29 protein-coding genes and 1 riboswitch are annotated in these 26,714 nt (G+C 68.0%); of the genes, 13 read left to right on the top strand and 16 right to left on the bottom strand.

The annotated features are described in order from the left end of the window. The first annotated feature begins 63 nt into the window (after positions 1-63). Positions 64-1,512 (top strand): PLP-dependent aminotransferase family protein, encoded by a 1,449-nt coding sequence (locus C9412_RS14190; protein WP_107232216.1) that lies wholly within the window; start codon positions 64-66, stop codon positions 1,510-1,512. A 45-nt stretch (positions 1,513-1,557) separates the two neighbouring features. Here C9412_RS14190 and bioD read toward each other — a convergent pair whose 3' ends face one another. Continuing rightward, positions 1,558-2,250 (bottom strand): dethiobiotin synthase, encoded by a 693-nt coding sequence (bioD, locus tag C9412_RS14185; protein ID WP_107232215.1) that lies wholly within the window; start codon positions 2,248-2,250, stop codon positions 1,558-1,560. A 68-nt stretch (positions 2,251-2,318) separates the two neighbouring features. Here bioD and C9412_RS14180 point away from each other — a divergent pair, with 68 nt between their 5' ends. Together C9412_RS14180 and C9412_RS14175 are read left to right on the top strand one after the other, a co-directional pair. Continuing rightward, positions 2,319-2,801, top strand: coding sequence for a GAF domain-containing protein (locus tag C9412_RS14180; RefSeq protein ID WP_065199401.1), 483 nt, complete (start codon positions 2,319-2,321; stop codon positions 2,799-2,801). Further along, entirely contained in the window at positions 2,798-3,160 is a 363-nt protein-coding gene (locus C9412_RS14175; RefSeq protein ID WP_107232214.1) for a TfoX/Sxy family protein, read from the top strand. The genes C9412_RS14180 and C9412_RS14175 overlap by 4 nt, the downstream gene beginning before the upstream one ends. Positions 3,161-3,250: 90 nt before the next feature. Here C9412_RS14175 and C9412_RS14170 read toward each other — a convergent pair whose 3' ends face one another. Together C9412_RS14170 and C9412_RS14165 are read right to left on the bottom strand one after the other, a co-directional pair. Continuing rightward, on the bottom strand, positions 3,251-3,829 hold the full coding sequence (locus tag C9412_RS14170; protein WP_107232213.1) for a histidine phosphatase family protein: 579 nt from the start codon (positions 3,827-3,829) through the stop codon (positions 3,251-3,253). A gap of 131 nt (positions 3,830-3,960) precedes the next feature. Further along, a complete protein-coding gene (locus C9412_RS14165) occupies positions 3,961-5,085 on the bottom strand; it encodes an acyltransferase (RefSeq protein ID WP_107232296.1) in 1,125 nt (374 codons plus the stop codon). A gap of 59 nt (positions 5,086-5,144) precedes the next feature. Beyond that, a riboswitch (cobalamin riboswitch) is annotated at positions 5,145-5,367 on the top strand. 110 nt (positions 5,368-5,477) lie between these two features. Between C9412_RS14165 and btuB the strand changes: the two genes are divergently transcribed. Further along, on the top strand, positions 5,478-7,319 hold the full coding sequence (btuB, locus tag C9412_RS14160; RefSeq protein WP_107232212.1) for a TonB-dependent vitamin B12 receptor: 1,842 nt from the start codon (positions 5,478-5,480) through the stop codon (positions 7,317-7,319). 417 nt (positions 7,320-7,736) lie between these two features. Here the strand turns inward: btuB and gph are convergent, their stop codons facing one another. From gph to C9412_RS14145, 3 genes are all read right to left on the bottom strand, one after another. Further along, positions 7,737-8,393: a phosphoglycolate phosphatase gene (gph, locus tag C9412_RS14155; RefSeq protein WP_107232211.1), complete on the bottom strand. Its 657-nt coding sequence runs from the start codon at positions 8,391-8,393 to the stop codon at positions 7,737-7,739. A 65-nt stretch (positions 8,394-8,458) separates the two neighbouring features. Next, positions 8,459-9,250, bottom strand: a complete 792-nt coding sequence (locus C9412_RS14150) for a class I SAM-dependent methyltransferase (RefSeq protein WP_107232210.1) — start codon at positions 9,248-9,250, stop codon at positions 8,459-8,461. After that, positions 9,247-10,176 (bottom strand): LysR family transcriptional regulator, encoded by a 930-nt coding sequence (locus C9412_RS14145; protein WP_107232209.1) that lies wholly within the window; start codon positions 10,174-10,176, stop codon positions 9,247-9,249. Before C9412_RS14145 ends, C9412_RS14150 begins: the two co-directional genes overlap by 4 nt. Positions 10,177-10,284: 108 nt before the next feature. Here C9412_RS14145 and C9412_RS14140 point away from each other — a divergent pair, with 108 nt between their 5' ends. Further along, entirely contained in the window at positions 10,285-10,923 is a 639-nt protein-coding gene (locus C9412_RS14140) for an NAD(P)H-binding protein (RefSeq protein WP_107232208.1), read from the top strand. Positions 10,924-11,014: 91 nt separating this feature from the next. After that, positions 11,015-11,926, top strand: a complete 912-nt coding sequence (locus tag C9412_RS14135) for an MBL fold metallo-hydrolase (RefSeq protein WP_107232207.1) — start codon at positions 11,015-11,017, stop codon at positions 11,924-11,926. A 107-nt stretch (positions 11,927-12,033) separates the two neighbouring features. Here C9412_RS14135 and dinB read toward each other — a convergent pair whose 3' ends face one another. Next, positions 12,034-13,122 (bottom strand): DNA polymerase IV, encoded by a 1,089-nt coding sequence (dinB, locus tag C9412_RS14130; protein WP_107232206.1) that lies wholly within the window; start codon positions 13,120-13,122, stop codon positions 12,034-12,036. Between the two features lie 191 nt (positions 13,123-13,313). Here dinB and fabA point away from each other — a divergent pair, with 191 nt between their 5' ends. Both fabA and fabB read left to right on the top strand, forming a co-directional pair. After that, positions 13,314-13,829, top strand: a complete 516-nt coding sequence (gene fabA, locus C9412_RS14125) for a 3-hydroxyacyl-[acyl-carrier-protein] dehydratase FabA (protein WP_107232205.1) — start codon at positions 13,314-13,316, stop codon at positions 13,827-13,829. Further along, positions 13,829-15,037 carry a beta-ketoacyl-ACP synthase I gene (gene fabB, locus C9412_RS14120; RefSeq protein WP_107232204.1) on the top strand — a complete coding sequence of 403 codons (1,209 nt, stop codon included), beginning with the start codon at positions 13,829-13,831 and terminating at the stop codon, positions 15,035-15,037. Before fabA ends, fabB begins: the two co-directional genes overlap by 1 nt. A gap of 179 nt (positions 15,038-15,216) precedes the next feature. Here the strand turns inward: fabB and C9412_RS14115 are convergent, their stop codons facing one another. From C9412_RS14115 to C9412_RS14105, 3 genes are read right to left on the bottom strand one after another with little or no spacing between them, the layout of a single operon-like run. Beyond that, positions 15,217-15,900 (bottom strand): HAD family phosphatase, encoded by a 684-nt coding sequence (locus C9412_RS14115; RefSeq protein ID WP_107232203.1) that lies wholly within the window; start codon positions 15,898-15,900, stop codon positions 15,217-15,219. After that, positions 15,897-16,598 (bottom strand): pseudouridine synthase, encoded by a 702-nt coding sequence (locus tag C9412_RS14110; protein WP_107232202.1) that lies wholly within the window; start codon positions 16,596-16,598, stop codon positions 15,897-15,899. The genes C9412_RS14115 and C9412_RS14110 overlap by 4 nt, the downstream gene beginning before the upstream one ends. After that, entirely contained in the window at positions 16,595-17,659 is a 1,065-nt protein-coding gene (locus C9412_RS14105; protein ID WP_107232201.1) for a methyltransferase, read from the bottom strand. Before C9412_RS14105 ends, C9412_RS14110 begins: the two co-directional genes overlap by 4 nt. Positions 17,660-17,816: 157 nt before the next feature. Between C9412_RS14105 and C9412_RS14100 the strand changes: the two genes are divergently transcribed. Next, the gene (locus C9412_RS14100) at positions 17,817-18,080 is read left to right on the top strand and encodes a hypothetical protein (protein ID WP_005407925.1); all 264 of its coding nucleotides are present in this window, start codon (positions 17,817-17,819) and stop codon (positions 18,078-18,080) included. A gap of 82 nt (positions 18,081-18,162) precedes the next feature. Here C9412_RS14100 and C9412_RS14095 read toward each other — a convergent pair whose 3' ends face one another. Together C9412_RS14095 and C9412_RS14090 are read right to left on the bottom strand one after the other, a co-directional pair. Beyond that, the gene (locus tag C9412_RS14095) at positions 18,163-18,453 is read right to left on the bottom strand and encodes a DUF3247 family protein (RefSeq protein ID WP_107232200.1); all 291 of its coding nucleotides are present in this window, start codon (positions 18,451-18,453) and stop codon (positions 18,163-18,165) included. Between the two features lie 43 nt (positions 18,454-18,496). Next, entirely contained in the window at positions 18,497-20,485 is a 1,989-nt protein-coding gene (locus tag C9412_RS14090; protein ID WP_107232199.1) for an ATP-binding protein, read from the bottom strand. A gap of 245 nt (positions 20,486-20,730) precedes the next feature. Between C9412_RS14090 and C9412_RS14085 the strand changes: the two genes are divergently transcribed. Then, a complete protein-coding gene (locus C9412_RS14085) occupies positions 20,731-21,297 on the top strand; it encodes a DUF3016 domain-containing protein (RefSeq protein WP_107232198.1) in 567 nt (188 codons plus the stop codon). Positions 21,298-21,402: 105 nt separating this feature from the next. On the opposite strand, the gene alr is transcribed toward C9412_RS14085, so the two are convergent. Together alr and C9412_RS14075 are read right to left on the bottom strand one after the other, a co-directional pair. Continuing rightward, on the bottom strand, positions 21,403-22,473 hold the full coding sequence (gene alr, locus C9412_RS14080) for an alanine racemase (protein WP_107232197.1): 1,071 nt from the start codon (positions 22,471-22,473) through the stop codon (positions 21,403-21,405). Further along, positions 22,452-23,756, bottom strand: coding sequence for a D-amino acid dehydrogenase (locus C9412_RS14075; RefSeq protein WP_107232196.1), 1,305 nt, complete (start codon positions 23,754-23,756; stop codon positions 22,452-22,454). Before C9412_RS14075 ends, alr begins: the two co-directional genes overlap by 22 nt. A gap of 149 nt (positions 23,757-23,905) precedes the next feature. On the opposite strand from C9412_RS14075, the gene C9412_RS14070 reads away from it, so the two are divergent. Next, positions 23,906-24,385 carry a winged helix-turn-helix transcriptional regulator gene (locus tag C9412_RS14070; RefSeq protein WP_005407919.1) on the top strand — a complete coding sequence of 160 codons (480 nt, stop codon included), beginning with the start codon at positions 23,906-23,908 and terminating at the stop codon, positions 24,383-24,385. 101 nt (positions 24,386-24,486) lie between these two features. Here C9412_RS14070 and C9412_RS14065 read toward each other — a convergent pair whose 3' ends face one another. Beyond that, positions 24,487-24,645, bottom strand: a complete 159-nt coding sequence (locus C9412_RS14065; protein ID WP_107232195.1) for a lana protein — start codon at positions 24,643-24,645, stop codon at positions 24,487-24,489. A gap of 142 nt (positions 24,646-24,787) precedes the next feature. Beyond that, positions 24,788-25,159 (bottom strand): classical arabinogalactan protein 4, encoded by a 372-nt coding sequence (locus tag C9412_RS14060; protein ID WP_107232194.1) that lies wholly within the window; start codon positions 25,157-25,159, stop codon positions 24,788-24,790. 139 nt (positions 25,160-25,298) lie between these two features. Between C9412_RS14060 and msrB the strand changes: the two genes are divergently transcribed. Continuing rightward, positions 25,299-25,766 (top strand): peptide-methionine (R)-S-oxide reductase MsrB, encoded by a 468-nt coding sequence (gene msrB / locus C9412_RS14055; protein ID WP_005412124.1) that lies wholly within the window; start codon positions 25,299-25,301, stop codon positions 25,764-25,766. Positions 25,767-25,857: 91 nt separating this feature from the next. Beyond that, on the top strand, positions 25,858-26,712 hold the full coding sequence (gene motA, locus C9412_RS14050) for a flagellar motor stator protein MotA (RefSeq protein WP_008264562.1): 855 nt from the start codon (positions 25,858-25,860) through the stop codon (positions 26,710-26,712). Positions 26,713-26,714 lie beyond the last annotated feature (2 nt).

The following is a 26,714-nucleotide window of genomic DNA, read 5'->3' as shown; positions in this document are numbered from 1 at the left end:
GCCGACAACAGCATGCTAGGCTCGCCGTCATCATGGGTACAGCTCCAGATGACGGGACATTCGATGGATACAGATGACCACAGCGCGATGATCCCTCCCCGCTACCAGCGGCTGTCCGATGAACTGGCCGAGGCCATCCACGGCGGTCGCCTGCCCGTAGGCAGCCGCCTGCCGTCGTTGCGGCAGATGGCGTCGCAGCGGCAGCTCAGCCTGAACACCGTGATCGCCGCCTATCGCCAGCTGGAGGATGCCGGCCTGGTGATTCCGCGGCCCAAGGCCGGCTTCGAGGTGGCGCCGCGGCTGTCGGTGCCGGATCGCTCGCTGCGCGATGTGCCCTCGGCACCGACCGCGCCGCTGCAGCAGGTGCTGATGGCCCGTGTACTGGAAGCGCAACGGCGCCCCGGTGTGATCGATCTGGCCTTCGCCGGCCCACGCGGTCGCCAGTTCTATCCCGGCGCGCAGCTGGCCAAGCACACTGCGCAGGTGCTGCGCCATGGCCAGCAGACGGTGGAGACCTATGCACGTCCGAATGGATCACCACGGTTGCTGGCGCAGATCGTACGGCGCGGCCCGCGCATGGGCCTGCACACCCACAGCGAGCGTCTGCTGCTCACCCATGGCGCGATGGAGGCCCTGCAGCTGGCACTGCGTGCGGTCACCCAGCCCGGTGATGCGGTGGGCATCGAAGCGCCGTCTTACTTCAACCTGTACCCGCTGCTGGCCACGCTGGGCCTGCAGGCCATTGAACTGCCGACCCATCCACAACACGGCCTCGACGTGGACGCGCTGGAGGCGCTGCTGGAGCACACGCCACTGGCGGCGCTGGTGGTGATGCCGACGGTGCACAACCCGTTGGGCTGCACCATGCCGATGGCCGCCAAGCAGCGCCTGGCCGAGCTGGTCAACGCGCGCCAGCTGCCGCTGATCGAAGATGCGGTGTATGCCGAGCTGCAGTTCTGCGAGCCACCGGCACCGCTGCTGAAGGCCTTCGATCGCGACGGCTGGGTGATGGTGGTCGGTGGCTTTTCCAAGACGCTGGCGCCGGACTACCGCATCGGCTGGCTCGATGGCGGCCGCTTCGCCGAGCGCATCGCACTGCTGAAATTCCAGTCCACCGGCGGCGAACCGCAGCTGCTGGGTGACGCAGTGGCCGCGTATCTGGAAGCGGGCAGCTACGAGCACCACCTGCACCGCATGCGCCGCCTGTATCGCGAACAGGTCGGACGGCTGCGCCAGCTGGTGGCCGAGCACTTCCCGGCCGGCACCCGTGCCACCGAACCGCAGGGCGGGTTCCTGCTGTGGCTGGAACTACCCGGCGTGGATACCCGCGAGCTGTTCGAGCGTGCGCTGGTGGAGGACATCGTGTTCATGCCCGGCCAGGTGTATTCGCGCGGCGCGCGCTACCGCCATGCCCTGCGCCTGTCGTGCTGCCAGACGCTGGACGCGCGCTTCGTTGGCGCGGTGGAGCGACTGGGGGCGATGGCGTGCGAGCTGGCAGCTGCAACACGGTAGTGCCGGCCGCTGGCCGGCAACTGCACTGCCGGCCAGCGGCCGGCACTACCCCAGGTCGCCAATCAGATGCGCGCTCAGCGCTTCGCCATCCGCCCCCGGCAGATGCGGCAGGCGGCCCCAGCACGGCATCGGCAGGCGCTGCTGCAACGTGGCGATGTTCTCCTCCTGGCGCTGCATGGCCGGGTCGATGTGGTTGCCGATCCAGCCCAGGCATTCCACGCCGCTGGCCTGCAGCGATTGCGCGGTCAGCCGCGCGTGGTTGACGCAGCCCAGGCGCATGCCCACCACCAGCAGCACCGGCAGCTGCAGCGCACGCACCAGATCGAGCTGATCCAGCGTGGCCGAGACCGGCGCCAGCCAGCCGCCTACGCCCTCCACCACCACGATGTCGGCCTGCGCGCGCAGCCGTTCGAACGCGGCCACGATCGGTGCCAGCTGCACCTGCACGCCGTCCTCGGCGGCTGCCAGTTCCGGGGCCAGCGGCTGCCGCAGCGCATAGGGGTTGAGGTCGGCATAGTCCGGTACCGGCCAGCTGGCCGCCTGCAGCGCCAGCGCATCCTCGTTGCGCAGGCCCTGCCCCCGGTCTTCGCTGCCGCTGGCCACCGGCTTCATGCCAACGGCACGCAGGCCGCGCCGGCGCAGCGCATGCAGCAGCGCCGTGCTGGCGGCGGTCTTGCCGATCTCGGTATCGGTGCCGGTCACGAACAACGCGGGCGGCAGGGTGGCGGGCAACGGCATCGGCAGGCTCCAACAGGGCAACAGAGCGTTCATTATCGCCGGCCCGGTGCGCTTGCTAGACTGCACGCATGTTCGCCAATGCCTCGCTGACCGGCAGCAAGCCGGAACAATACGCCCAGCTGCTGGAGCAGGCCCGTGGCCTGGTCTACGGTGAGTCCGACCGCATCGCCAATGCGGCCAATCTCTCCGCGCTGGTCTATCACGCCCTGCCCGACCTGAACTGGGTGGGCTTCTACCTGTACGACGGCAGGGAACTGGTGGTCGGCCCCTTCCAGGGCCTGCCGGCCTGCGTGCGCATTCCGCTGGACAAGGGCGTGTGCGGTGCCGCCGCCAGCCAGCGCGTGACCCAGCGCGTGGAAGACGTTGATGCCTTCCCCGGCCATATCGCCTGCGATTCGGCCTCGCGCTCGGAACTGGTGGTACCGCTGCTGCGCGGCGATGAGCTGATCGGCGTGTTCGACATCGACAGCCCCAAGGTCGGCCGCTTCGATGCCGACGACCAGGCCGGACTGGAAGCCATCGCGCGCGTGTTCGTCGAGGCGCTGGGATGAGCGCACCGAAGCTGCGCAACATCGGCCCGAAGAGTGCAGCCTGGCTGCGCCAGGTCGGCCTGCGCAGCCGCGAGGACCTGGCCGCGATCGGTGCGGTGGGCGCCTTCGTCAAGGTCAAGCGGGCCGGCTTCAAGCCCAGCCTGAACCTGCTCTACTCGCTGGAAGGGGCTTTGCTGGACTGCCACTGGCAGGACCTGAGCGAGCCGCAGCGTGAAACACTGGTGCAGGAGTACGAGGCACGCATCGCCGCGCATCCGCTGAAGGCGGCCGGCCCGGCCTCGGGTCCGGTGCATGAGCAGCGCTTCGATGACGACGCTGACGCTGAGGACAGCGCAGCGGACGACGCCGACGAGGATTGACGGCCTGGTAGTGCCGGCCGCTGGCCGGCAACCTCGGGAACGTTGCAAAGATCGTGCAGCTGCCGGCCAGCGGCCGGCACTACCGCTGGCTTACGGCTGCTGCAGCTCCAGCAGTTCGCCCACCAGGCCCACCTCACCGCGCTCCAGCCACACCCGCAGACGGGTACCGTGGTCGATGCGCAAGGCCCAGCACAGCGACATCGGCAGACCGCAGACCTGCGACAGCACCATGCGCAGCGGTCCACCGTGGCTGACCACCAGCGTCGGTAGCGGCTCCTCCTCGTCCAGCAACCGGTCGAGCGCGCGCGCGATGCGCCGTTCGAAGTGGCCCCAGCTTTCACCGTTGGGCGGCGGGAACGCATGCGGATCGGCGTGGAAGGCTGCCAGCGCGTCCTCCGGCAGGTCGAACAGCGACTGCCCGTCCCAATCGCCGAAATCCAGCTCCTCCCATTCCTCGTCTGCTTCCACATCCAGTCCGCGTGGGGTGGCCAGCGCCATGGCCGTATGCAGCGAACGCAGGCGCGGCGAACTGATCACCCGCTGCCATTCCTGCCCGGCGTAAGCCTCCACCAGTTCCTGCGGCAGGCGCGCCAGCTGCGGCGGATCGCTGCGGCCATCGAGGTATTCATCACGGCCGTTGCCCGCGTGGCGGACCAGATCGAGAATCATCGCTGCCGGCCGGTCTGTACCTGCCGGCGCGGCAGCGCCTTGGACAGGCCAGCGGCGGGAATCGGTAGCGGTTGGAACAGAATCATCGGCAACACTTCCAGAACTGATGCCCCGCGACGGGGCGCATCATTCTAGCGTGCGCCGCCCTCTGGCTGCCCACCTGCAACGGCGCTGCGCACCGGCATGGCGGGCGACATCAGCCGTTTGCCGAGACGGATCATCGGAGCTTCGACAAAACGATGGCCGAGTGCAGCCAGCGGCAGTACCACCAGCAGCGTCATCGCCGCGCACAACAGGTAGCCGACACTGCCGCCCTGGACGGCAAGCACCCGCGCGAACACCGGACCGAGCACCGCGATGACGATCGGATGGCCGAGATAAAGCGAATAGCTCACCGTGCCCAGCCAAGCGGAAAAGCGGTTCACCAGCCAACGCGGCGGACACTGCGAGAAGCCCAGCAGCAGGCACAGGTAGCCCAGCCCCGACAACTGCCACTGCCAGGGGCCGGCGGCAGCCCACGCGACTGAGGACGCGGCCAGCAGCAACAACAGCACACCGGCCAGGTTCAACCCCTGTGCCCAGCGCCGCGCGCGCGGTGCCGGCAACCGCGCCAGTGCAGCAAAGGCATGGAAGCCCACCAGCCCCATCGCGAAGACGGGGGCATGGCGCAGCCAACCGTAGTCACCCAGCGAAGCCTGGAGGCGCGGGCCCAGCACGCCCGTCCAGGCCAGCACCACCAGCGCCAGCAATCCGATCAACAGCGCCCAGGCGCTGCGCGCCTTGCCGACCAGCACGTAGAGCGCGGGAAAGATGGCGTAGAACAGCATCTCCACGCCCACCGCCCAACTGGCCCACACGATGCCCGCTTCCCATCCCGGGAACAGGTTGAAGGTGAAGGACAGGTTGGCCGCGATCTCCCCCCATGAATGACCGGCATGGTCGCCGCGACCATCGCGGAACAGGGAGAACATCAACAGCACATAGAAGAGCGGCGCGATGCGAAGGAATCGATGCAGGTAGAAGCTCAGCAGCGGCCGGCCGCTGGCCTGATGCCGGGGCATGGTGTAACACAGGGAAAACGCACTGATGACGAAGAACAGCGCAACGCCGGTGGCCCCCATGTGCACGGCCGGCAGCCAGGCCGCCGCTACCGGCAGGGCCGGTGCCGGCATCGACTGTACGTGGTACAGCACCACGTACACCGCCGCCAGGCCACGCAGGGCATCGAGAAACTGCAGGCGATCCTTCGCAACCATGGCCACTCGCACGAACCTGAAGAGGCCACTACTCTAACGCCCGCGGCAGGCAATGACTTAGACTGCGCGCACTTCCAGGTGACCTGCGGCTTCGGCCGGCAGGTTGAAACGGGAAGCCGGTGACGCGTGATTCCGCGCCATGCCGGCGCTGCCCCCGCAACGGTAAGCACGTCAGTTCCAGGCAATACGCCACTGTGCCGCGCGCACGGGAAGGCGCCTGGACGGTGGCCTCGCGCCACCCGGCGGCGAGCCCGGAGACCGGCCCGGAAGCCTCAGGTCGCGATGCGGTGGGCATGGCGCCAGATGCCTGCAGCCTGCGGGCATCGGCGCGTGCCTGCCTTCGCGGCTTCTCCCCTTCGCCACGCGGGCGTGCGTGGCACCTGGAGTCCCCCATGAAGCTGCAGTCCCGAATGCTGACCCTGGCCGTGCTGGCCGCCCTGCCCGCGCTGGCCCATGCCAACCAGGACACCACCGCACTCGACCAGGTCCTGGTCACTGCCACCCGCACCCCGATCGCGCTGCAGGACAGCATCGCGCCAGCGCAGGTGATCGACCGTGCGCAGATCGAATCCAGCCAGGCCACCTCGCTGCAGGAACTGCTGCGCGGGCGTGCCGGCATCAACCTGACCAACGCCGGTGGCCTAGGCAAGCAGAGTTCGCTGTTCCTGCGTGGCACCAACTCCGGCCACACCGTGGTGCTGGTCGATGGCGTGCGCATCAACAGCGCCGACCTCGGCCTGGCCATGTACCAGGACCTGCCGCTGGCGCAGATCGAGCGCGTGGAAATCGTCCGTGGTCCGCAGTCGAGTCTGTACGGCGCCGATGCCATCGGTGGCGTGATCCAGATCTTCACCCGTCGCAACCAGGGTGACTTCGCCCCGCACTTCCAGCTTGGTGGCGGCAGCAACGGCCTGCGCGAGGCCAGCGGTGGCATCGGCGGCGGCACCGAGCGCGGCTGGTTCGGCGCCGACATCGCCTACCAGCACTCCGATGGCATCGATGCCTGCCGCGGCTCGGCCACGCTGTTCACCGGTTGCTTCGCCGACGAGCCTGACCGCGACGGCTACCGCAACCTGTCCAAGAGCCTGCGCGGCGGCTATACCTTCAACGAGCAGTGGAACGTGGAAGGCAGCGCGCTGCGCGCCGATGGCAAGAACCATTACGACGGCTACTACAACTACTCCGAGACCCGCCAGCAGGTACTGGCCGGCAAGGTGCGCTACACCCCGTCCGAGCGCGTGGCCTTCACCGCCAACGTCGGACGCAGCGACAACGAATCGGACAACTTCGGTGCCTTCGATGTGCGTGGCAGCGCGCAGACCCACCGTGACAGCGCTTCGCTGCAGGGTGATTTCGGCGTGGCCGACGGCCAGCTGCTGAGCGCCGGCGTCGACTGGAGCGAAGACAACCTGGACGGCAGCAGCGCCGGTTACCTCGTCGACAGCCGCCGCAACACCGGCGTGTTCGTGCAGTACCAGGGCCGCTTCGGCCGCCACCAGCTGCAGGCCAGCGCGCGTAACGACGACAACCAGCAGTTCGGCAACCACGCCACCGGCAGCGTCGGCTGGGCGATGGAGCTGGGCCACGGCCTGCGCCTCAACGCCAGCTACGGCACCGCCTTCAAGGCACCGACCTTCAGCGACCTGTACGACCCGTGGAGCGGCGTGCCGACCCTGGATCCGGAGAAGTCCAAGAGCGCCAATCTGGGCGTTTCGCAGCAGGGCCAGGGCTGGCACTGGGGCCTGGACGTGTACGAAACGCGTATCGACGACCTGATCACCTACGATGCCGCGACGTTCCGGATGCAGCAGGTGGAGAAGGCCCGCATCCGCGGCGCCGAACTGACCGGTGGCGCGCTGCTGGCCGGCTTCGACATCACCGCGCAGCTGAGCTACACCGACCCGCGCAACCGCACCGGGGACAGTGCACAGTTCGACAACTGGCTGCCGCGCCGCGCGCAGCAGACCGCTCGCCTGGACATCGACCGTCGCTTCGGTGATTTCCGCACCGGGCTGACCGTGCAGGGTGCCGGCAAGCGCTATGACGATGCCGCCAACACGGTGAAGGTCGGCGGCTACGGCACGCTGGATCTGCGCGCCGAGTACGCATTGACGCCGTCGTGGTCGCTGCTGGCACGCGCGGCCAACGTGTTCGACCGCAGGTACGAGACGGTTGCGTGGTTCAACCAGCCCGGCCGCGAGTACCAGCTGAGCGTGCGTTACCAGCCGAAGTAGTGCCGGCCGCTGGCCGGCAACATCGCCATCTTCGGCAACGCATTGCGGGTTGCCGGCCAGCGGCCGGCACTACCCATTGCGTCGCGGCCAACGTGTTCGACCGCAGGCCGCGAGTACCCGCTGAGCGTGCATTACCAGCCGAGGTAGTGCCGGCCGCTGGCCGGCAACATCGTGATCTTCGGCAACGCATTCCGGGTTGCCGGCCAGCGGCCGGCACTACCCATTGCGTCGCGGCCAACGTGTTCGACCGCAGGCCGCGAGTACCCGCTGAGCGTGCGTTACCAGCCGAGGTAGTGCCGGCCGCTGGCCGGCAACATCGCCATCTTCGGCAACGCATTGCGGGTTGCCGGCCAGCGGCCGGCACTACCCGTTGCGTTGGCCCGGGTTACCGCCCGACGACCGGCGTTGTCCGTTGCATCAACCCTGCAACCCCGGCAGTTCGCGCAGGTCATCGATCACCGCCACTGCATGCGCGGTGGCCAGATCCAGGCCGCGCGGATAGCCGTAGCGCACCAGTGCGATCGGCATGCCGGCATCTTCGGCGGCGCGGTAATCGGTGAGCGAGTCACCGACCATCAGGCAGTCCTCCACCGGCAACCCGAAATGGGCAGCAATGTGGCGCAGCGGCTCGCCGCTGGGCTTGCGCTGTGGCAGCGAATCACCGCCCAGCACCAGCGCGAACGCATCGGCGATGCCCAGGTGCTGCAGCAGCGGCGGCACCAGGGCTTCGGGCTTGTTGGTGCAGATTGCCAGCGGCACGTCGCGGGCACGCAGCTGCGCCAGCGCGCCGGTCACCCCTTCGAACAGCTGCGGGCTGCGCAGCAGGCAGTCGCGGTAATGCACCATGAACACTGGCATCACGGCGGCCAGATCGACCTTGCGACCGGCCGCCTGCATGGCCTGTTCAACCAGCCGGCCCACGCCGTCGCCGATCCAGCCCAGCACGGTGGACTCGGGCACGCGCGCCACGCCGATCTGCTCCAGCGTGCGGTTCAGCGCTTCGGCGATATCGGCGGCGCTGTCCACCAGCGTGCCATCAAGATCGAACACAACCAGCGGATAGGGATACGACAAGGGACGGCACCTGCACGACGTGGAGCCGTCCATTGTACGCCGCCGGTTTTCCTGCCGGACCGGCCTCAACCGATGCGGCGCGCGCGCGTGGCCAGGAAGGTGGGCAGATAACGATCAATGAGGAAGCGTGGCTGTGGCTGCCAGTCTTCCATGAAGCGATCGATGACGAAGCCGGCGTCGAGCTGGCCGCCAAGCAGTTCGGTCAGGCTGTGGCCGAAGGTCAATGCATCGCCACGGGCCAGTTTCGCTTCGCGCTCGGCCGGCGCCAGGTCTTCCAGATCCGAGTAGGGAATGGCGTACTGCGGCCGGATCAGGCCCTGCGCATCCAGCTGCGGATCGCGTGCACCGACAAACAGCACCGGGTTGTAGAAGCTGGCCATCAACAGGCCATCGCGGGCCAGCACGCGGTGGCACTCGTTCCACACCGGGCGCACGTCGGGCACGTACAGATTGGAGATCGGCTGGAACACCACATCGAAGCTGCCGCTGGCGAAGGCGTGCAGATCGCGCATGTCGCCCTGCACGGTGCGCAACTGCAGGCCATCGCGCGCGGCCACCGCACGGTCCTGTTCCAGCTGCCCATCGGAAAGGTCGAACACGGTGACCTCGGCACCGGCCGCCGCCAGTACCGGCGCCTGCTGGCCGCCGCCAGAGGCCAGGCACAGGATGCGGCGGCCGCGCACATCACCCAGCCAGTCCAGCGGCAGCGCGCGCGGGGTCAGGTGCACCTGCCATCGCCCTTCGCGGGCGGCGGCGACGGTGGCACTGTCCACGGGGCGCGACCATTCGCGCACCTCGCTGGCCTGGCGGTCCCAGGCAGCACGGTTGTGGTCGATCAGGGCCTGTCCATGGTTCATGCGTTCTCCTTGCCCGGTGGGCGCCAATCCAGATCCTGGAAGGACGGGCTGGCGAAGCATTCGGCCAGGAAGTCCAGGAATCTCCGCATGATAACGGGCTGCTGGCGCCGCGATGCGTACACCGCATGAATGCCGAGCTCGTCCAGACTGAACTCGGGCAACAGCTCGATCAGCTCACCACTGCGCAGCAGCGGCGCCACCTGGTAGGTCGGCAACATGGCGATGCCGGCGCCGGCACGCACCGCTTCCAGCAACAGCGACGCCTCGTTGGCGCTGATGTTGCCGCCCACCGCCACCGAGAGTGAGCGGCCATCGCGGTGCAGCTGCCACAGGCTCTTGCCGACGTAGTGATGGGTCAGGCAGTTGTGCGCGGCCAGATGCTCAGGCGCAGTGGGGGTACCGTGCAGCTGCAGGTAGGCGGGGGTCGCGCACAGCACCGAGCGGCACGTGGCCAGCCGTCTCGCGATCAGGCTCGGGTCGATCTGGCGGGCGATGCGCACCGCCAGGTCTACCCGTTCCTCCACCAGGTTGACCGTGCGATCGACCAGCAGCAGCTCGATGCGCGCCGCCGGGTGCCGCGCGACGAAGCCGGCCACCGCACGCGCCAGGTGGCTCTGTCCGAACGACACGCTGGCCGTCACCCGCAGCGTGCCGTGCGGCTCGGGATCGTCGCTGGCCAGTTCGCCCTGCAGCTCCTCGCCGATGGCCAGCATCTGCCGGAAGCGCACCAGTGCCGCTTCGCCGGGACCGGTCAGGCTGATCCGGCGCGTGGTCCGGTGCAGCAGGCGCACGCCCAGCCAACCCTCGACCTCGGCCAGGTAGCGGGTGACCATCGCCCGCGACATGTCCAGCACCTCGGCGGCGGCGGTGAGGCTGCCGCGCTCGGCCACCTCGACGAACACGGTCATGGCGGTCAATCGGTCCATCTGCTCGATTCCTGCAACAAACAAGCGCGTTATACGCTGTTTTTCGAGCGACTGCAGCGGCCTAGAGTGGCCCCATTCCCACCCCACACCGCCCCACGGAGTCCTGCCATGAAGATCGCCCTCGTTGGTTCCACCGGCAATATCGGCCGCCAGATCGCCCGCCACGCGCTGGCCCGCGGCCATCAACTCACCGTCATCGTGCGCAGCGCGCAGGACCTGCCGGCCGAACTGGCCGGCGCGCATCCGGTGATCGCCTCGCTGGATGACCAGGACGCCCTGGTGGCCGCCATCGCCGGCCACGACGTGCTGGCCAGCGCCTACGGCCCGCGCCCGGGGGATGACGTCGGCCGCGTCGGCGAAGTGGCCGCGCAGCTGGCTGCGGCCGCACGCAAGGCCGGTGTGCCGCGCCTGGTGGTGGTCGGTGGCGCCGGCAGCCTGGAAGTCGCGCCGGGCGTGCAGCTGGTCGATACCCCGAGCTTCCCGGAGGCCTACAAGCCGTACGCGCTGGCCCACCGCGAAGCGTTCAAGCGCCTGCAGGCGGTGGACGACCTGGACTGGACCTTCTTCTCGCCGGCCGCTGAAATCGGCCCGGGCGAAGAACGTGGCCAGTACCGCGTGCAGCCCAAGGCCTTCCTGGCCGACGCCAGCGGCCACAGCCGCATCAGCTATGCCGACTACGGCGCCGCCTTCGTCGCCGAGCTGGAGGCGCATCAGTACCCGAAGCAGATCATCACTGCCGCGTATTGATCGACGCGCGTGCCCTGTAGAGCCGAGCCCACGCTCGGCTTTCCGTGAAAATACAGCCGAGCATGGCTCGGCTCTACACAAGGAATTGCCCATGCGTACCGCCGCCCTGCTGCTTCCCATTGCCCTGGCCGCCAGCTTCACCAGCACTCCGCTGCTGGCCGCCCCGGCGGCGCCGGCACCGGCCACGGCAGCGAAATCCCAGCTGCACCTGCAGACCTTCCATCCTGGCCCGCAGGCGATGTTCTCGGTGTCTTCGGTACTGATCGAGGGCCGCCACGACGCGATCCTGGTCGATGCGCAGTTCGGTGCCAGCGATGCGCGCAGGCTGGTGGATCTGATCCGCGCCAGCGGCAAGCAGCTGACCACGATCTACATCAGCCACGGCGATCCGGACTACTACTTCGGCCTGGCTACCGTGCAGGATGCGTTTCCGCAGGCGCGCATCGTTGCCACCGCACAGACCGTCGCCCACATCCAGCAGACCCAGGCCGGCAAGCTGGCCTACTGGGGGCCGAAGATGGGCGCCGATGCACCCGCACGCATCGTGCTGCCGCAGGTGCTCGACGGCGATGCCCTGCAGCTGGAAGGCCAAAGCCTGCCGCTGATCGGTCTGGACGGTCCGACCCCGGACCGCAGCGTGCTGTGGGTGCCCTCGCTGCGTGCGATCGTCGGCGGCATTCCGGTGGTGGCCGGTGAACATGTGTGGATGGCCGATACGCAGACGCCGAAGTCGCACGCCGACTGGCTGCAGACGCTGCAACGCCTGCAGGCACTGAAGCCGAAGGTGGTGGTGCCGGGACACTACGCACCCGGTGCGGCGCTGGACGCCAGCGCGCTGCGCTTCACTGCCGCCTACATCCGTGCCTTCGATGCCGAGACGGCGAAGGCCAGGGACAGTGCAGCACTGGTGAAGGCGATGCAGGCGCGCTACCCGACGCTGGCCGGCGAAGCATCACTGGAACTGAGCGCGAAAGTGGCCAAGGGCGAGATGCAATGGCCGTGAAGTAGAGGGATTCTTCTGCCACGGAATGCCGATGGGGTCAGATCCGTTTCCTTCGGGAAACGGATCTGACCCCGGTTTGTAGATCCACGCCATGCGTGGATGAACGATCAGCAGCGATCGTTCGGTTCGTGCTCGAACAATTCCCCCTGCACCACCGGCTCCTTTTCGCGGAAGCCACCGAGGCCGACACCGACCAGGCGGTAACGGGTCGCGGCCGGCAGGTCGACGCGCGCGCGCAGCGCCAATGCGATGTCGCGCAGCTCTTCCATCGACTCCGGCGGGCGCTCCGGGGTGAAGCTGCGGGTGAGGATGCGGAACTGCGCGGTCTTCAGTTTCAGCACCACGGTGTGGCCGATGCGCTCGGTCTTGCGGGTGGCCTTCCAGGTCTTTTCGGCCAGCTGCACGATGGCCTCGCCCAGGTCTTCCAGCAGCAGGTCCTCGGCGAACGTGTCCTCCGACGAGATCGACTGCACCTGCTGGTCCGGTTCCACCGGGCGCTCGTCGATGCCGCGTGCGCGGTTGTACAGGCTGCGGCCGAAGCTGCCGAAGGCCTCTTCCAGATCGATCAGCGCCCATTGCCGCAGATCGCCGCAGGTGACGATGCCGCGCGCGGCCAGCTTGCCTTCCATCACCTTGCCCACGCCCGGCACGCGGTTCACCGGCAACGGTGCCAGGAACGCATCCACGCGCTGCGGCGGAATCACGAACTGGCCATCGGGCTTACGCCAGTCCGAGGCGATCTTGGCCAGGAACTTGTTCGGCGCAATCCCGGCTGAAGCAGTCAGGTTCGTTTCCTCGCGGATCTGCGCGCGGATGGTGCGGGCGATCTCGGTAGCCAGTTCGATGCCGCTCTTCGGTTCGGTCACATCCAGGTAGGCCTCGTCCAGCGACAGCGGCTCGACCAGGTCGGTATGGCGCAGGAAGATCGCCCGCACCTGCTGTGACACCGCCTTGTAACGTGCGAAGTCGGGCGGCACGAAGATCGCATCCGGGCACAGGCGTTCAGCGCGCACGGCAGGCATCGCCGAACGCACACCGAACACCCGCGCCTCGTACGACGCCGCGCAGACCACTGAACGCGCGCCGCGCCAGGCCACCACCACCGGCTTGCCGCGCAGCGAGGGATCGTCGCGCTGCTCCACCGACGCGTAGAACGCGTCCATGTCGACGTGGATGATCTTGCGCAGTCGGGTCATGTCAGGTGGAAGAGGCGGGGACAGGCGGTGCGGGCCACACGCCGAAGTATGGTCGTTGCACATCAACAGGATGCGCGTATTCCCTTGAAAACACTACGGTTGCGTACGGTTGAAATGTTTGATCGGCGCAGTTTCCACGGGCATGCTCGAGCGCTTGTTTCCCTGTTTCCCCGCTTCCAGGATTGTGCTTCATGACCCGTCTCCACGCGTTCAACCGCGAACAGCTGCTGGCCAGCGCACGCGGTGAACTGTTCGGCAGCGCTGCCGGCCGTTTGCCCAACGACCCGATGCTGATGTTCGACCGCATCACCGAAATCCGCGAGGACGGCGGACCGCATGGCAAGGGCATGGTACGCGCCGAACTGGATATCCGCCCGGACCTGTGGTTCTTCGGCTGCCATTTCATCGGCGACCCGGTGATGCCCGGCTGCCTGGGCCTGGACGCCATGTGGCAGCTGACCGGCTTCTACCTGACCTGGCTGGGCGCGCCCGGCAAGGGCCGCGCACTCGGCTGTGGCGAGGTGAAGTTCACCGGCCAGGTGCTGCCGGAGGCCAAGCTCGTGCGCTACGAGATCGACATCAGCCGCGTCATCAACCGCAAGCTGGTGATGGCCCAGTCCGACGCCCGCATGTACGTGGACGACCGCGAAATCTACAGCGCCCGCGACCTGCGCGTGGGCCTGTTCACCGAAACCGGGAGCTTCTGATGCGTCGCGTCGTCATCACCGGCATGGGCATCACGTCCTGCCTCGGCAACGATCTGGATACCGTCTCCAGCGCGCTGCGCGAAGGCCGCTCGGGCATCACCGCACTGGCCGACCATGCCGAGGCCGGCCTGCGCAGCCAGGTGGGTGGTCGTGTCGACCTCGAACTGGAGGCACTGATCGACCGCAAGCAGAAGCGCTTCATGAGCGATGCGGCGGCCTTCGCCTACCTGGCCATGCGCGATGCCATCGCCGATGCCGGGCTCAGCGCCGAGCAGGTCAGCAGCCTTCGTACCGGCCTGATCGCCGGCTCCGGCGGCGGCTCCAGCGAATGGCAGATCGGTGCGGTCGATCTGCTGCGCGAGCGCGGCGTGCGCAAGGTCGGCCCGTACATGGTGCCGCGCACGATGTGCTCGACGGTCTCGGCCTGCCTGGCCACCGCCTATCAGATCAAGGGCGTCAGCTACTCGCTGTCGGCCGCCTGCGCGACCTCGGCGCACTGCATCGGCGCGGCCGCGGACATGATCCGCCACGGCGCGCAGGACATCATGTTCGCCGGTGGCGGCGAAGACCTGCACTGGTCGATGAGCGTGATGTTCGATGCGATGGGCGCGCTGTCGACCAGCTTCAACGACACCCCGGCCAGCGCCTCGCGCCCGTATGACAAGGACCGCGACGGCTTCGTCATCGCCGGTGGCGGCGGCATGCTGGTGCTGGAGGATTACGACCACGCCGTTGCACGCGGTGCGCACATCCATGCCGAACTGATCGGCTATGGCGTCACCTCCGACGGTGCCGACATGGTGGCGCCGTCCGGTGAAGGCGCGGTGCGCTGCATGAAGATGGCACTGCAGGGCGTCGATCGCCCGCTGGACTACCTCAACACCCACGGCACCTCGACCCCGCTGGGCGATGTCACCGAGCTCAACGCGATCCGCGAAGTGTTCGGCGATGCGGTGCCGCCGCTGTCCTCGACCAAGGCATTGTCCGGGCACTCCTTGGGTGCGGCCAGCGTGCACGAGGCGATCTACTGCCTGCTGATGATGCGCGATGGCTTCGTCGCCGGCTCGGCCAACATCGGCGAGCTGGACCCGAAGGTGGAGAGCTTCCCGATCCTGCGCGAGAGCCGCGAGCAGAAGCTGGACACGGTGATGTCCAACAGCTTCGGATTCGGTGGCACCAACGCGGCGCTGGTGTTCGGGCGGGTGTGATGAGGGCAGGTGTGCCGACCAACGGTCGGCACCCACCGGGGATTGGGGGCGTGCCAACCAAGGTTGGCACCTACCAGAGCGGTGAAGCGTGCCGACCAACGGTCGGCACCCACCAAAGCAGTCAAGGTGGGCACCCACCCATGAATGTAGAGTCGAGCTTGCTCGACTGCCAACCCCGGTTATTTCGGCAGCAGCGGCAGCAGCAGCGCGTGCGCGTCCACCAGCGAGCCGACGATGCGGTGGCCCAGCGCGCGCAGTTCCTCGTCCGGGTGCACCAAGTCCGGCACCTGGATGACGGTCATGCCCGCCGCCAGGGCGGCGCGCGTACCGGCCGGTGAATCCTCCAGCGCCAGGCAGCGTTCGGGCGCCTGGCCCAGCCGCTGTGCGGCCAGCAGGTAGATGTCCGGCGCCGGCTTCGGCCGCGCCACATCGCCACTGGTGATCACCACATCGAAGTACGGCAGCAGGCCAGCCGCGGCCAGCTTGCGGTTGGCGCGCGGCTGCCGCGTGGTGGTCGCCACCGCGCGCGGAATCGCGTGCGCCTTCAGCAGTTCCAGCAGCGCCAGGATGCCCGGCCGCAGCGGCAGGCCGGTCTGGGTGCGCGCTTCGTACAGCTCATGGCAATGCGCGGCCACCGCTTCGATCACGCTGTCCTCGATGCCCTGTGCACGCAGCAGCGCGTGCGAATCGCGGTCGCCCAGGCCGACCATGCGCAGGAACACCGCCTCATCCAGGCCCAGGCCGAACGCATCGGCGGCCTCGCTCCAGCAGGCCAGCGAGACCCGCTCGCTGTCGATCATCAGGCCGTCCATGTCGAAGATGACGGCAGCGGGCAGGAACGGCAGCGCAGCGATGGCGGTCATGGAGCGAACAGCGTATCCAGGTCGGTGGACGTGAGCTGCCGCCACTGCCCCTCGTCCAGCCCCTGCAGGTCCAGGCCGCCAACGCGGCTGCGATGCAGGGCCTGCACGTGGTTGCCAGTGGCGGCGAACATGCGGCGTACCTGATGGTAGCGGCCTTCGTGCAGCACCAGGCGCGCACGACGCGCGTCCAGCACTTCCAGTTCAGCCGGCAGCAGGGGGGTCTTCTCCGATTCCAGCATCAGCGTACCGCTGGCGAACAGCGCCACTTCGTCGCCGCGCAGATCCTCGCCCAGTTCCACTTCGTAGACCTTGGGCAGCTTCGACTTCGGCGAGATGATCCGGTGCAGCAGGCCACCGTCGTCGGTCAGCAGCAGCAGGCCACTGGTGTCCCGGTCCAGCCGGCCGACGGTGGACAGCACCGGGTCGCGGTCGCGGAAACGCGGCGGCAGCAGATCGTAGATCAGGCGGCCGGTGTCCTTGGTCGAGCAGGTGTAGCCGGCCGGCTTGTGCAGCGCGATCGACAGGCCCGCCGGCGGATCCAGCGGCTCACCATCAACTCGGATGGCCTCGTGAGGCACCTGGTCATCGGCGTACAGTACTTCACCCTCGGCGTCGGTCACGCGGCCTTCGCGGAACATCCACTGCACCTGCTTGCGGCTGCCATAGCCCAGGTTGGCGATGTGCTTGACCAGCTTCATCGGCCCTTCCCCTTCACCGCTTCGACCAGCTTGAAGCCGTCGCGCTCGGCCACTACGCGCACCGCGCCGAAGCTGTCGTTGAGGGTGTGCTCGTACGGCAGATGGCGGTTGGCCACCACATACAGGCGCCCGCCCGGGCGCAGCGCCTGCGCGGCCACGGCGATGAAGCGCTGGCCGATGTCCGGGCGGTCGGCACGCGACGGCGTGTGGAACGGCGGATTGCTGATGATGACGTCGTAGCCCGGCTCGATGCCGGCGGTGACGTCACGCCACAGGAAGCGCAGCGGCAGCGGGCGCGGCGGCGGTGCCAGGTTCAGTTCGGCCAGCGCCAGGGCACGCTGCTCGGCCTCGTACAGGTCCAGCGCGGTGATCTTCGGGCAGCGCTCCAGCAGCTCGCGCGACAGGTAGCCGTAGCCGGCACCGAGGTCGGCGGCGCGGCCGGCCAGTTCGGCCGGCAGATGCTCGGCCAGCAGCGCCGACGCCGGGTCGATGCGGTCCCAGGCGAACACGCCCGGGCGGCTGAGGAAGCGCCCGCCGACGATCGGGCGTACCGCGTCCAGGGCGCCCCAGCGCTTGGCCAGGTCGGCGTCGTGCTGGCCCTGCATCGGTGCTGTCCAGTACACGCGGCAATGGTTCTTGGTCAGGCTGCCGCCGAGGCCGGCCAGCTGCTTGAGATCGCCTTCACCGGAGCGCGCGCCTTCATTGTTGGACTGGCAGGCGACGATGCGGCCGCCGTCGGCCACCAGCACCAGCGCGCGGGCGAACAGCGCCCGGGCTTCCTCGCGCTGACGCGGCGGCAGCACCAGCACCAGCGGGTAGCGGCCCTTGCCGGCCACATCGTCCAGCTGGCCGCTGACGGTCCAGCCAGCGGCCTGCTGCAGCGGCTGCGCAAACGGGGCAAAGCTCTGTTCGCAGTGCAGCTCGCGGTTGCCGGCCACTTCGCGCAGCGGCCAGCCATCGCGGGCGCGCAGGAAGGCCACCGTGCCCTCCGGCCAGCGCAGGGCGCCTTGGGAGAACGGCAGGAGCAGGGTCTGCAGGGGGGCGTCGTCGCTGGAGGCCATCGGCGCGGGTACTTCAAGCGTGAGGGCCGTCCATTGTACCGGCTTGGCCGGGCCCGCCCCGGCGCCGGTTTTGCGAAACCCGAACGGGCCCTTGATGTGCCAGCAACATTGAAACGTTCAGGGTAGAGGCTCCCCCGCAAACCTCAGGAGAACCTGCATGCGAGCCTTGTTCGTCGGTGGCGTGGTCGACAACAGTGAAATGGACCTGGAAGGCAGCCATCCGCCCGTGCATTACCCCGAGGACACCGGCGGCGGCCATTCGCGCTACCGGCTGCACCAGGTCGGCCATGGCGCCGACGGCAGCGTGGCCTATGCGGTGTACGGTGCACCGGACCTGGCCGATGACGAAGTGGCGCGGGTGGCCGAGGAACGCGCCTATGCGCGGCGGTTCGAGGCCACGCCGACGCTGTTCGAGCATTGAGCGCAGCAGCCACGCATGGCGTGGCTCTACTGCAATCTCTGGTAGATCCACGCCATGCGTGGATGGGCTCGGCAGGTTGCCGTCAAACCCTCGGTGGCAACCGGTCGATGCTGGCGATCTCATCCAGCCACACATGGTGCTGCTGCACCGGCGTGTCGTAGTCATCCAGGCGCAGCTGGCCATTGCTGCCTTCATCACCGGCATCGTTGCGATACTGCTGCACGGTCGGTTTCACCGCCACCGTGCCGAGCAGGCGGCGGCCATCGTGCAGGGTCAGCTGCACCTGCGTTTCGCCTTCCAGCTGTGGCAGCAGGGCTTCCAGGCGCGCGATCTGCGCCGGATCGGTATGGATACGGGGAGCTGTGCGGGACATCGGCGACCTCCTGCGTACAGGGTCGCCGATCGGCCGTGAATGCTCAGTGCAGCGCGCTGTCGGCGCGCGGCACCTGCACCTTGCGTACCGCAGACACCAGCTGTGCCACCGAGTACGGCTTGGCCACGTGTTCCTGGAAGCCCGATGCCAGCGCGCGCCGACGATCATCGGCACGTGCCAGCGCGGTCACCGCCACCGCCGGCAGGGTGGCCGCATCCACGCCCATGTCCTCGCGCAGCGTGCGCACCAGGCCATAGCCGTCCATGCCGGGCATGCCGATGTCGGTCAGCATCACGTGATACTGCAGGTGGCCGGTGTCGGCCAGCAGCGCCAAGGCTTCGCCGGCCGAACTGGCTGCCGACACGCTGGCCCCCTGCTCTTCCAGCATGCGCCGCAGGTACTCCAGCACTTCCGGCTGGTCTTCCACCGCCAGCACGTGCATGCCACGCAGCGGATAGGGCTCGACGATCACCGGTTCCAGGATCGGCCCGCTGATCACTTCACGCAGCGGCCGCCGTTCGGCGTCCGGGATGTGCTTGGGCAGGCGCACGGTGAAGGTGGCGCCGTGGCCATGGCCCTCGCTGGCAGCCGTGACGGTGCCGCCATGCAGTTCCACCAGCTGCTGCACGATCGCCAGGCCCAGGCCCAGGCCGCCATGACGGCGGGTGGTGGTGCCATCGGCCTGGCGGAAGCGGCTGAACAGGTGGTTGAGGAATTCCGGCGCGATGCCGTCGCCGCTGTCGCGCACGGTGATCACCCAGTGGTTGCCGTCGGACTGCAGCTGCAGATCGATGCGGCCTTCGGCCGGAGTGAACTTGATCGCGTTCGACAGCAGGTTCCAGAACACCTGTTGCAGGCGGGTGGCGTCGCCCAGCACCTGGCTGGGCTGTTCGGGCAGCTGCAGGGTGACGTCCAGCGCCTTGCCTTCGGCCACCAGCTCCTGCGCGCCGATGGCTTCACCCAGCAGGTCACGCAGGTCCAGCACCTCCACTTCCAGCTGCACCTTGCCCAGCAGCATGCTGCTGAGGTCGAGCATGTCCGAGATCAGGCGCTTCTGCGCCGCGGCGCTGTTGGCGATCACGTTCAGGCCCTTGAACAGCGGGCTGGTGTTGTCCACGCGCTGCAGCAGCAGTTCACTCCATCCCAGGATGGTGGTCAGCGGCGTACGCAGTTCATGCGACAGCGTGGCCAGGAATTCGTCTTTCAACCGCGCCATGTTCTCGGCGGCACTGCGCGCGGCCCGCTCGGACTGCAGCAGCTCCTCACGCGCCAGCTCGATCTCGCGACGTTCGGTCACGTCCGGGCTGCTGCCGGCCAGGCCGATGAAACGGCCCATGCGCGAAAAGCGCGGGCGTGCATTCATCTCCAGCCAACGCCACTGGCCATCGGCACGGCGTGCACGCACCAGCGCATGCATCGAACGCTGCGCCTTCAGCGCCTCCTGCAGTTCGTACTCGAACACCGAGGCGTCATCGGGATGCACCAGGCCGCGCCATACATCCTCCGGCACGCGCGTTTCGTCGCCACCGAAGAATTCGCTGAAGGCACTGTTGACGAAGCGGGCGTGGCCACGTTCGTCGAGTACCCACACCGGCATCGGCAGGCCGTCGGCCAGTGCGCTGAAGCGCGCTTCGCTCTCGCCCAGTTCCACTTCCATCTGCTTGCGGGCGGTGATGTCGAAGAACAGGATGCCGACCTTGTCCTCGCCGGGCCGGCCCACGCGCACCGCATCGACCGCGAACGAGCGGCCCAGCGCGCGCGCTTCCATCTCGAACTGGGCCGGGCGGCCGCTGCGGGCCACGTCGCCGTAGATCCGGAACCAGTCCTGCTCATGGTTCGGCTCCAGCGCGGTCATGCGCTGGCCCCGCGCATCCTTCAGCCCGGTATGGCGTTCGAAGGCGTCGTTGACTTCGATGAAACGGTAGTCGACGGCACGCTCGCCCTCGAACAGCACCTGGATCACACAGAAACCGGCGTTGATGCGCTCAAGCACGCCATGATGCAGGTCGGGTTCGGGCGCCGGCACCATCATCGGTGGGCGCTCCACGAGGGGCGGCAGAGTGGACAAGGGCGTCTGGACAGGCCGGGTTGGAGGCACAGCATCTTCCAAAGGGCGTATTCACAGCGTCAAGCGCCGTCAGTCATGCTTGACGAGGATGAATTGGCGGCAACCGCTCTTGCGCATGTCGCAATCGGCCATTGCGGCGCTCTGGCAGCAGGATCACACTCGAATCCGTGATCAACGTCGCGCCCGGTTGCGGGCCGCAGGAGACCGTCATGAAGCTCACACGTGCAACTGCCCTGCTGCTGGCAGGTGCTCTTCTGGCCGGTGGCGCGCACGCGGCACCGCGCACCGTGACCGCCCCGGATGCACCGCGCGCGCTGCAGGCCAAGGGCCCGGTCAGCGTGAAGTGGGACGATCCGGCCACCTTCACCGAGATCCGCCAGAGCACCAACCGCTTCGAGGCCGAGCGCGGCAACTGGGTGCAGCAGCTGGCCAGCTACGTGCAGGACACGGCGGCCAAGCCGCTGCAGCCCGGGCAGACCCTGGATGTGACCCTGGTCGACATCAAGCGTGCGGGCGACTATGAACCCTGGCACGGCCCGCGCGGCAGCGATATCCGGGTCATGCGCGACATCTACCCGCCGCGCATCACGCTGCAGTACACGCTGAAGGACGCCAGTGGCCGCATCGTCGACGAAGGCGAAGCCAAGCTCAGCGACAGTGGCTACCTGCACAACCTCGGGCTGAGGAGTGACAGCGACCCGCTGCGCTACGAGAAGCGCCTGATCGATGACTGGGTGAAGCGCGAGCTGACGGCGCAGGCCACCGCGGCGCGGTAGTCCCCTCGGCAGGGGTCGACCTTGGTCGACACGCATGTACGGCGCCGGCCAGCGGCCGGCGCTACCATCGGATTCCGGTAGTGCCGGCCGCTGGCCGGCATCCCCTCAGTCCTGATACACGCGTGCCACGCGCTTGACCGCGCACGGCAGCTGATAGGCGCTTACGCCACAACGTGGTGCCAGTTCGGCCAACGTCGGCGCAGTGCCCCACAGCTCCACCACGCTGCCGACTGCGGCCTGCGGGTGTGCGGTCAGATCCACGGTCAGCATGTCCATCGATACACGGCCGATCAGCGCACCGGGCTGGCCATCGATCAACACCGGCGTGCCGTTCGGCGCGAACTGCGGATAACCATCGGCGTAGCCCAGCGCAACCACGCCCACGCGGGTGCGCACCTTGGACACAAAGCGCGCGCCATAGCCGACCGGCTCTCCGGGCTCGATCCAGCGCTCGGCAATCACTTTGGACTGCATGGTCATCACCGGGCGCAGGCGCTCGGTCAGCGCGCTGTTATCCGGCAGCGGGTTGGCGCCGTACAGCATCAAACCCGGGCGCACCCAGTCGCTTCGCACATCCGGCCAGCCCAGCAGCGCCGGCGAATTGCACACACTGGTCTCACCCTCGAGGCCGTCGATGGCACGCGCAAAGGTGGCCGCCTGCTCGTGGGTGCGTTCGCTGTCCAGCTCATCGGCACGCGCCAGGTGGGTCATCAGTACGATGCGCTCGACCTGCGGCAGCGCTGACAGGCGCGCATGCGCGGCGCGGAAACTGTCCACGTCCAGGCCAAGGCGGTGCATGCCACTGTCCAGCTTCAGCCACACCGTCAGCGGGCGCGGGCTGTCGAAGGCGGCCAGCGCTTCCAGCTGCCACGGCGAACCGACCGCGCACCAGAAATCGTGCTCGGCCACCAGCGCCATGTCGCTGGGTTCGAAGATGCCTTCCAGCAGCAGGATCGGCGCACCGATGCCGGCCTGGCGCAGTTCCAGCGCCTCCTCGATGGTGGCCACGCCGAAACCATCGGCCTCGCCTTCCAGCGCCTGCGCGCAGCGCACCGCGCCGTGGCCATAGGCATCGGCCTTGATGATCGCCAGAGCCTTGCCACCGCCCAGTTCGCGGGCGAGCCGGTAGTTGCTGCGCAGAGCGCCCAGATCAATCAGCGCGCGGGCAGGACGCATGTGCGGTTCTCATGTTGCGGCGCGTGACCGTACTGGCCGTAGCGGAAAATATCCAGACCTTCGGTGCTGATCTGCGGCTGACGCGCGCTCATCAGATCGGCCAGGTAGCGGCCCGAACCGCAGGCCATGGTCCAGCCCAGCGTGCCATGGCCGGTGTTGAGGAACAGGTTGCGGAACGGCGTGGCGCCGATCACCGGCGTGCCGTCCGGCGTGGCCGGGCGCAGGCCGGTCCAGAACTGCGCGCGCGACAGATCGCCGCCCTTCGGGTACAGGTCGCTGACCACCAGTTCCAGCGTCTCGCGGCGGCGCTGCGACAACGACAGGTCGAAGCCGGCCACTTCGGCCATGCCACCGACGCGGATGCGGTCGTCGAAACGGGTCACCGCCACCTTGTAGCTCTCATCGAGGATGGTCGAGGTCGGCGCCATCGCCGGGTCGGTGATCGGCAGGGTCAGCGAATAGCCCTTCAGCGGGTACACCGGCAGGCGCATGCCCAGCGGTGCCACCAGCGCCGGCGAATAGCTGCCGAGCGCGACCACGAAGCGGTCAGCGGTTTCCAGCTTGCCGTCGATGCGCACACCGGTGATGCGGTCGCCGTCGAACTCCAGCCCGGTGATGTCCTGGTCGAAGCGGAACTCGACGCCGGCGTCCACGCACATCTGCGCCAGGCGGCGGGTGAACAGCTGGCAGTCGCCGGTCTGGTCACGCGGCAGGCGCAGCGCGCCGACCAGACCATCGACGTGGGCCAGGGCCGGTTCGGCCTGGATGATGCCGGCACGGTCCAGCACCTCGTACGGCACGCCGTACTGGGCCAGGATCTCGATGTCCTGTGCCGAGGCGTCCAGCTGCTGCTGGGTGCGGAACAGCTGGGTGGTGCCCAGGTCGCGGCCTTCGAATTCGATGCCGACCTGCGCGCGCAGCTCGTTCAGGCAGTCGCGGCTGTACTCGGACATGCGCACCATGCGCGCCTTGTTGATCGCATAGCGCTCATGGGTGCAGTTGCGCAGCATCTGCCACAGCCAGCGGTACTGGGCCAGGTCCATGCCCGGGCGGATCGCCAGCGGTGCATGTTTCTCGAACAACCAGCCGATCGCCTTCTTCGGCACGCCCGGGGCCGCCCACGGCGAGGTGTAGCCAAACGACAGCTGGCCGGCGTTGGCGAAGCTGGTCTCCAGCGCCGGGCCGGGCTGGCGGTCGATGACCGTGACTTCAAACCCGGCCTGTCGCAGGTACCAGGCACTGGTGGTGCCGATCACGCCGCTGCCGAGAACTAGGACTCGCATGGGACTTCTCCAACCCGATCATTCCCTGCACTGAAGCGTGCCGGGACCATAATTGGGGAAGTATAGACAGCCAATACCAGTTGATTTGCCTGTTTTGAAATACACCGGCAGGATGTTCTCCTGCAATTCATTCCCGAAGGTTGACGGCCATGGCCACCCGTACCCGCGAACTGGACAAGATCGACCGCAAGATCCTGCGCATCCTGCAGGCCGAAGGCCGTATTTCCTTCACCGAGCTGGGTGAGCGGGTCGGCCTGTCCACCACCCCCTGCACCGAGCGCGTGCGCCGGCTGGAACGCGAAGGGGTGATCACCGGCTATCACGCTCATCTGGACCCGGCTGCAGTGAAGGCCAGCCTGCTGGTGTTCGTGGAGATCAGCCTGGCCTACAAGTCCGGCGACATCTTCGAGGAATTCCGCCGCGCCGCCTTGAAGCTGCCCAACGTGCTGGAGTGCCACCTGGTGTCGGGCGACTTTGATTACCTGCTCAAGGCACGGATCAGCGAGATGGCCTCCTACCGCAAGCTGCTCGGCAGCACGCTGCTGACGCTGCCGCATGTACGTGAGTCGAAGAGCTACATCGTGATGGAAGAGGTGAAGGAGACGCTGAGCCTGCCGATTCCGGATTGAGCTGGCTGGGGGTGGGGTCAGAGCCCGCTGCGCGGGATCCGACCCCGGCCGGGGGATGCGAGGGGTCAGATCCCGCAACGCGGGCTCTGACCCCGATTCCGTCAGCGCTGCTGCGGGTGCTTCTGCGAACGCTGCTCCTGCTGCCTGCCACCCTTGTGCGGCTGCTGCGGGTCCATCTGTTGCTGTTGCTGTTGCTGCTGTTGCTGCGGGTTGCGGCCCTGCGGTTCCTTGCCGGGATGACGGTTCTGCTGGTTTTTCATGATCGCGATCCAGTGGACGAAGGGACATGCGCCGGCAGGGTGCCGACGCACGGCCACGGTGGTCCCGGAACGGTTAATCGCAGGCGAAAAAGCAGTGAGCGCCCGCAGCCTGTTTTCGGCAGTTCAGCTACACCGCCCGGCGCTACCGGACCTGCTGCCCGTCGCCCTGCGGCACGCTGTCGTAATAGCGCCCTGTGCGCGAGTCGAACACGCGGTTCGGCCCGGCCGGGCGCACCCCGGGAATGATGCGGCCGTTGCGGTCGTAGACCTTGTCGGCTGGCTTCGGCACCGCCATCGGCGCAACCCGGGCCGGGCCGGTGGACTTGATCGGCTGCGCCGGCTGCGGCGTGGGCAGCACCTGCGGCTGCGGGCGCGCGGCCTGTGGCGGCGGTGTCACCGGCGCGGGCGCCACGGTGGTGGCGCTGCGCGTGGCGGTCGGGTCGGCGGTGGGCACCTGGGCCAGCGCCGTCGCCGGCAACAGGGCGATCAACAGCAGGGAAAGAGTCGGTTTCATGGCACGCTCCGGCGTGGATCGGCTTCACCTTGCGCCCGTGCGCGTGTGCCCCCCATGAACGGCCATCACACTTGCAAGCCGGGCCCGGCACCCCCACCTTTTCCCGCATCCCCAGGCCACGACCCCACGGAGCGCCGCCATGACCGCCTTCGACCTGACGCCCCCCACTGCCACCCAGACCGAGGCGCTGGTCGCCGGCCTCAGCAGCGAAGAGCGCCGCGTGCTGCTGCAGCACGGCACCGAGGCTCCGTTCTGCGGCGTGTTCCTGGACAACAAGCGCGAGGGCGTCTACTGCTGCCGGCTGTGTGCGCTGCCGCTGTTCCGCTCCAGCACCAAGTTCGATTCCGGCACCGGCTGGCCCAGCTTCTTCGCGCCGTTCGACCCGGCGCACGTGCGCGAGATCCGCGACACCAGCCACGGCATGGTCCGCACCGAGATCACCTGCGCCCGCTGCGGCAGCCATCTGGGCCACGTGTTCCCGGACGGCCCGCCGCCGACCTACGAGCGTCACTGCCTGAACTCCGTCTCACTTTCGTTCACCGGCAACGGCGAGCCGTGGCCTGATCCGTTGCAGCGTGGCGGCGCCGAAAGCGGCGTGGCGGGCTGAAACACCCCGCTGACCGATTTCACAGAATTCCCTCTTCAGAAAACCCGGTGATGGGCCGACAAGGAGATATCCCCGCTCCTTGCGTTGCGCCATGCTCATCATCGTTGGATTCCTGGTTGTCATCATCAGCGTGCTGGGCGGCTATCTCGGCGCACACGGCCGCCTGGGGGCGCTGTGGCAGCCGTATGAGCTGGTCATCATCGGCGGTGCCGCGCTGGGTGCGTTCCTGGTCGGCACCCCGGCCAAGACGGTCAAGCAGACCCTGCAGGCGATGGTGGGCGTGTTCAAGGGCCCGCGCTACAAGCAGCAGGACTACATCGATGTGCTCAGCCTGCTCTACGAACTGCTCAACAAGGCCCGCCGCGAAGGCTTCATGGCGCTGGAAGACCATGTCGAGCGCCCGGCCGAGAGTGCACTGTTCGGCAACTACCCCAAGGTGCAGGCCGATCACCACCTGATCGACTTCATCACCGACTGCCTGCGCCTGATGATCGGCAGCAACATCGAGCCGCACGAGCTGGAGCCGCTGCTGGAACTGGAGCTGGAAAAGCACCACGCCGAAGCCATGGCGCCGTCGCAGGTGCTGACCAAGGTCGCCGACGGATTGCCCGGTTTCGGCATCGTGGCGGCGGTGCTGGGCATCGTCATCACCATGGGCTCGATCGGTGGCGACATCGTCGAGGTCGGCGGCCATGTGGCCGGTGCGCTGGTCGGTACCTTCCTCGGCATCCTGCTGGGCTACGGCTTCGTCGGCCCGATGGCGGCCGCGATGGAAGCGCGCGCCGAGCAGGACAGCCGCATCTACGAATCGGTGAAGACCGCTCTGCTGGCCTGCCTGCGCGGCTACAACCCGAAGATCGCGCTGGAATTCGCCCGCAAGACGCTGCCCTCGAACGTGCGCCCGGCCTTCTCCGATTTCGAGCAGCACCTGAAGACGGTCAAGTAAGC

Origin of the sequence: Stenotrophomonas sp. Nf1, from assembly GCF_003028475.1 — a bacterium.
Classification (GTDB): Bacteria; Pseudomonadota; Gammaproteobacteria; order Xanthomonadales; family Xanthomonadaceae; genus Stenotrophomonas.
The sequence above is the reverse complement of the archived record's forward strand: the minus strand, read 5'-3'. Positions and strand labels throughout refer to the sequence as shown.

What these genes read in the sequence shown, in the direction of transcription:
- C9412_RS14075 (WP_107232196.1), bottom strand. Translation starts at nt 23,756, where the DNA reads ATGCGAGTCCTAGTTCTCGGCAGCGGCGTGATCGGCACCACCAGTGCC.
- C9412_RS14140 (WP_107232208.1), top strand. Translation starts at nt 10,285, where the DNA reads ATGAAGATCGCCCTCGTTGGTTCCACCGGCAATATCGGCCGCCAGATC.
- C9412_RS14060 (WP_107232194.1), bottom strand. Translation starts at nt 25,159, where the DNA reads ATGAAACCGACTCTTTCCCTGCTGTTGATCGCCCTGTTGCCGGCGACG.
- C9412_RS14105 (WP_107232201.1), bottom strand. Translation starts at nt 17,659, where the DNA reads ATGGCCTCCAGCGACGACGCCCCCCTGCAGACCCTGCTCCTGCCGTTC.
- C9412_RS14115 (WP_107232203.1), bottom strand. Translation starts at nt 15,900, where the DNA reads ATGACCGCCATCGCTGCGCTGCCGTTCCTGCCCGCTGCCGTCATCTTC.
- C9412_RS14170 (WP_107232213.1), bottom strand. Translation starts at nt 3,829, where the DNA reads ATGATTCTCGATCTGGTCCGCCACGCGGGCAACGGCCGTGATGAATAC.
- C9412_RS14110 (WP_107232202.1), bottom strand. Translation starts at nt 16,598, where the DNA reads ATGAAGCTGGTCAAGCACATCGCCAACCTGGGCTATGGCAGCCGCAAG.
- motA (WP_008264562.1), top strand. Translation starts at nt 25,858, where the DNA reads ATGCTCATCATCGTTGGATTCCTGGTTGTCATCATCAGCGTGCTGGGC.
- C9412_RS14165 (WP_107232296.1), bottom strand. Translation starts at nt 5,085, where the DNA reads ATGGTTGCGAAGGATCGCCTGCAGTTTCTCGATGCCCTGCGTGGCCTG.
- C9412_RS14180 (WP_065199401.1), top strand. Translation starts at nt 2,319, where the DNA reads ATGTTCGCCAATGCCTCGCTGACCGGCAGCAAGCCGGAACAATACGCC.
- C9412_RS14135 (WP_107232207.1), top strand. Translation starts at nt 11,015, where the DNA reads ATGCGTACCGCCGCCCTGCTGCTTCCCATTGCCCTGGCCGCCAGCTTC.
- alr (WP_107232197.1), bottom strand. Translation starts at nt 22,473, where the DNA reads ATGCGTCCTGCCCGCGCGCTGATTGATCTGGGCGCTCTGCGCAGCAAC.
- C9412_RS14100 (WP_005407925.1), top strand. Translation starts at nt 17,817, where the DNA reads ATGCGAGCCTTGTTCGTCGGTGGCGTGGTCGACAACAGTGAAATGGAC.
- fabB (WP_107232204.1), top strand. Translation starts at nt 13,829, where the DNA reads ATGCGTCGCGTCGTCATCACCGGCATGGGCATCACGTCCTGCCTCGGC.
- C9412_RS14065 (WP_107232195.1), bottom strand. Translation starts at nt 24,645, where the DNA reads ATGAAAAACCAGCAGAACCGTCATCCCGGCAAGGAACCGCAGGGCCGC.
- C9412_RS14150 (WP_107232210.1), bottom strand. Translation starts at nt 9,250, where the DNA reads ATGAACCATGGACAGGCCCTGATCGACCACAACCGTGCTGCCTGGGAC.
- bioD (WP_107232215.1), bottom strand. Translation starts at nt 2,250, where the DNA reads ATGCCGTTGCCCGCCACCCTGCCGCCCGCGTTGTTCGTGACCGGCACC.
- C9412_RS14175 (WP_107232214.1), top strand. Translation starts at nt 2,798, where the DNA reads ATGAGCGCACCGAAGCTGCGCAACATCGGCCCGAAGAGTGCAGCCTGG.
- C9412_RS14095 (WP_107232200.1), bottom strand. Translation starts at nt 18,453, where the DNA reads ATGTCCCGCACAGCTCCCCGTATCCATACCGATCCGGCGCAGATCGCG.
- msrB (WP_005412124.1), top strand. Translation starts at nt 25,299, where the DNA reads ATGACCGCCTTCGACCTGACGCCCCCCACTGCCACCCAGACCGAGGCG.
- btuB (WP_107232212.1), top strand. Translation starts at nt 5,478, where the DNA reads ATGAAGCTGCAGTCCCGAATGCTGACCCTGGCCGTGCTGGCCGCCCTG.
- C9412_RS14145 (WP_107232209.1), bottom strand. Translation starts at nt 10,176, where the DNA reads ATGGACCGATTGACCGCCATGACCGTGTTCGTCGAGGTGGCCGAGCGC.
- fabA (WP_107232205.1), top strand. Translation starts at nt 13,314, where the DNA reads ATGACCCGTCTCCACGCGTTCAACCGCGAACAGCTGCTGGCCAGCGCA.
- C9412_RS14090 (WP_107232199.1), bottom strand. Translation starts at nt 20,485, where the DNA reads ATGATGGTGCCGGCGCCCGAACCCGACCTGCATCATGGCGTGCTTGAG.
- C9412_RS14190 (WP_107232216.1), top strand. Translation starts at nt 64, where the DNA reads ATGGATACAGATGACCACAGCGCGATGATCCCTCCCCGCTACCAGCGG.
- C9412_RS14070 (WP_005407919.1), top strand. Translation starts at nt 23,906, where the DNA reads ATGGCCACCCGTACCCGCGAACTGGACAAGATCGACCGCAAGATCCTG.
- C9412_RS14085 (WP_107232198.1), top strand. Translation starts at nt 20,731, where the DNA reads ATGAAGCTCACACGTGCAACTGCCCTGCTGCTGGCAGGTGCTCTTCTG.
- dinB (WP_107232206.1), bottom strand. Translation starts at nt 13,122, where the DNA reads ATGACCCGACTGCGCAAGATCATCCACGTCGACATGGACGCGTTCTAC.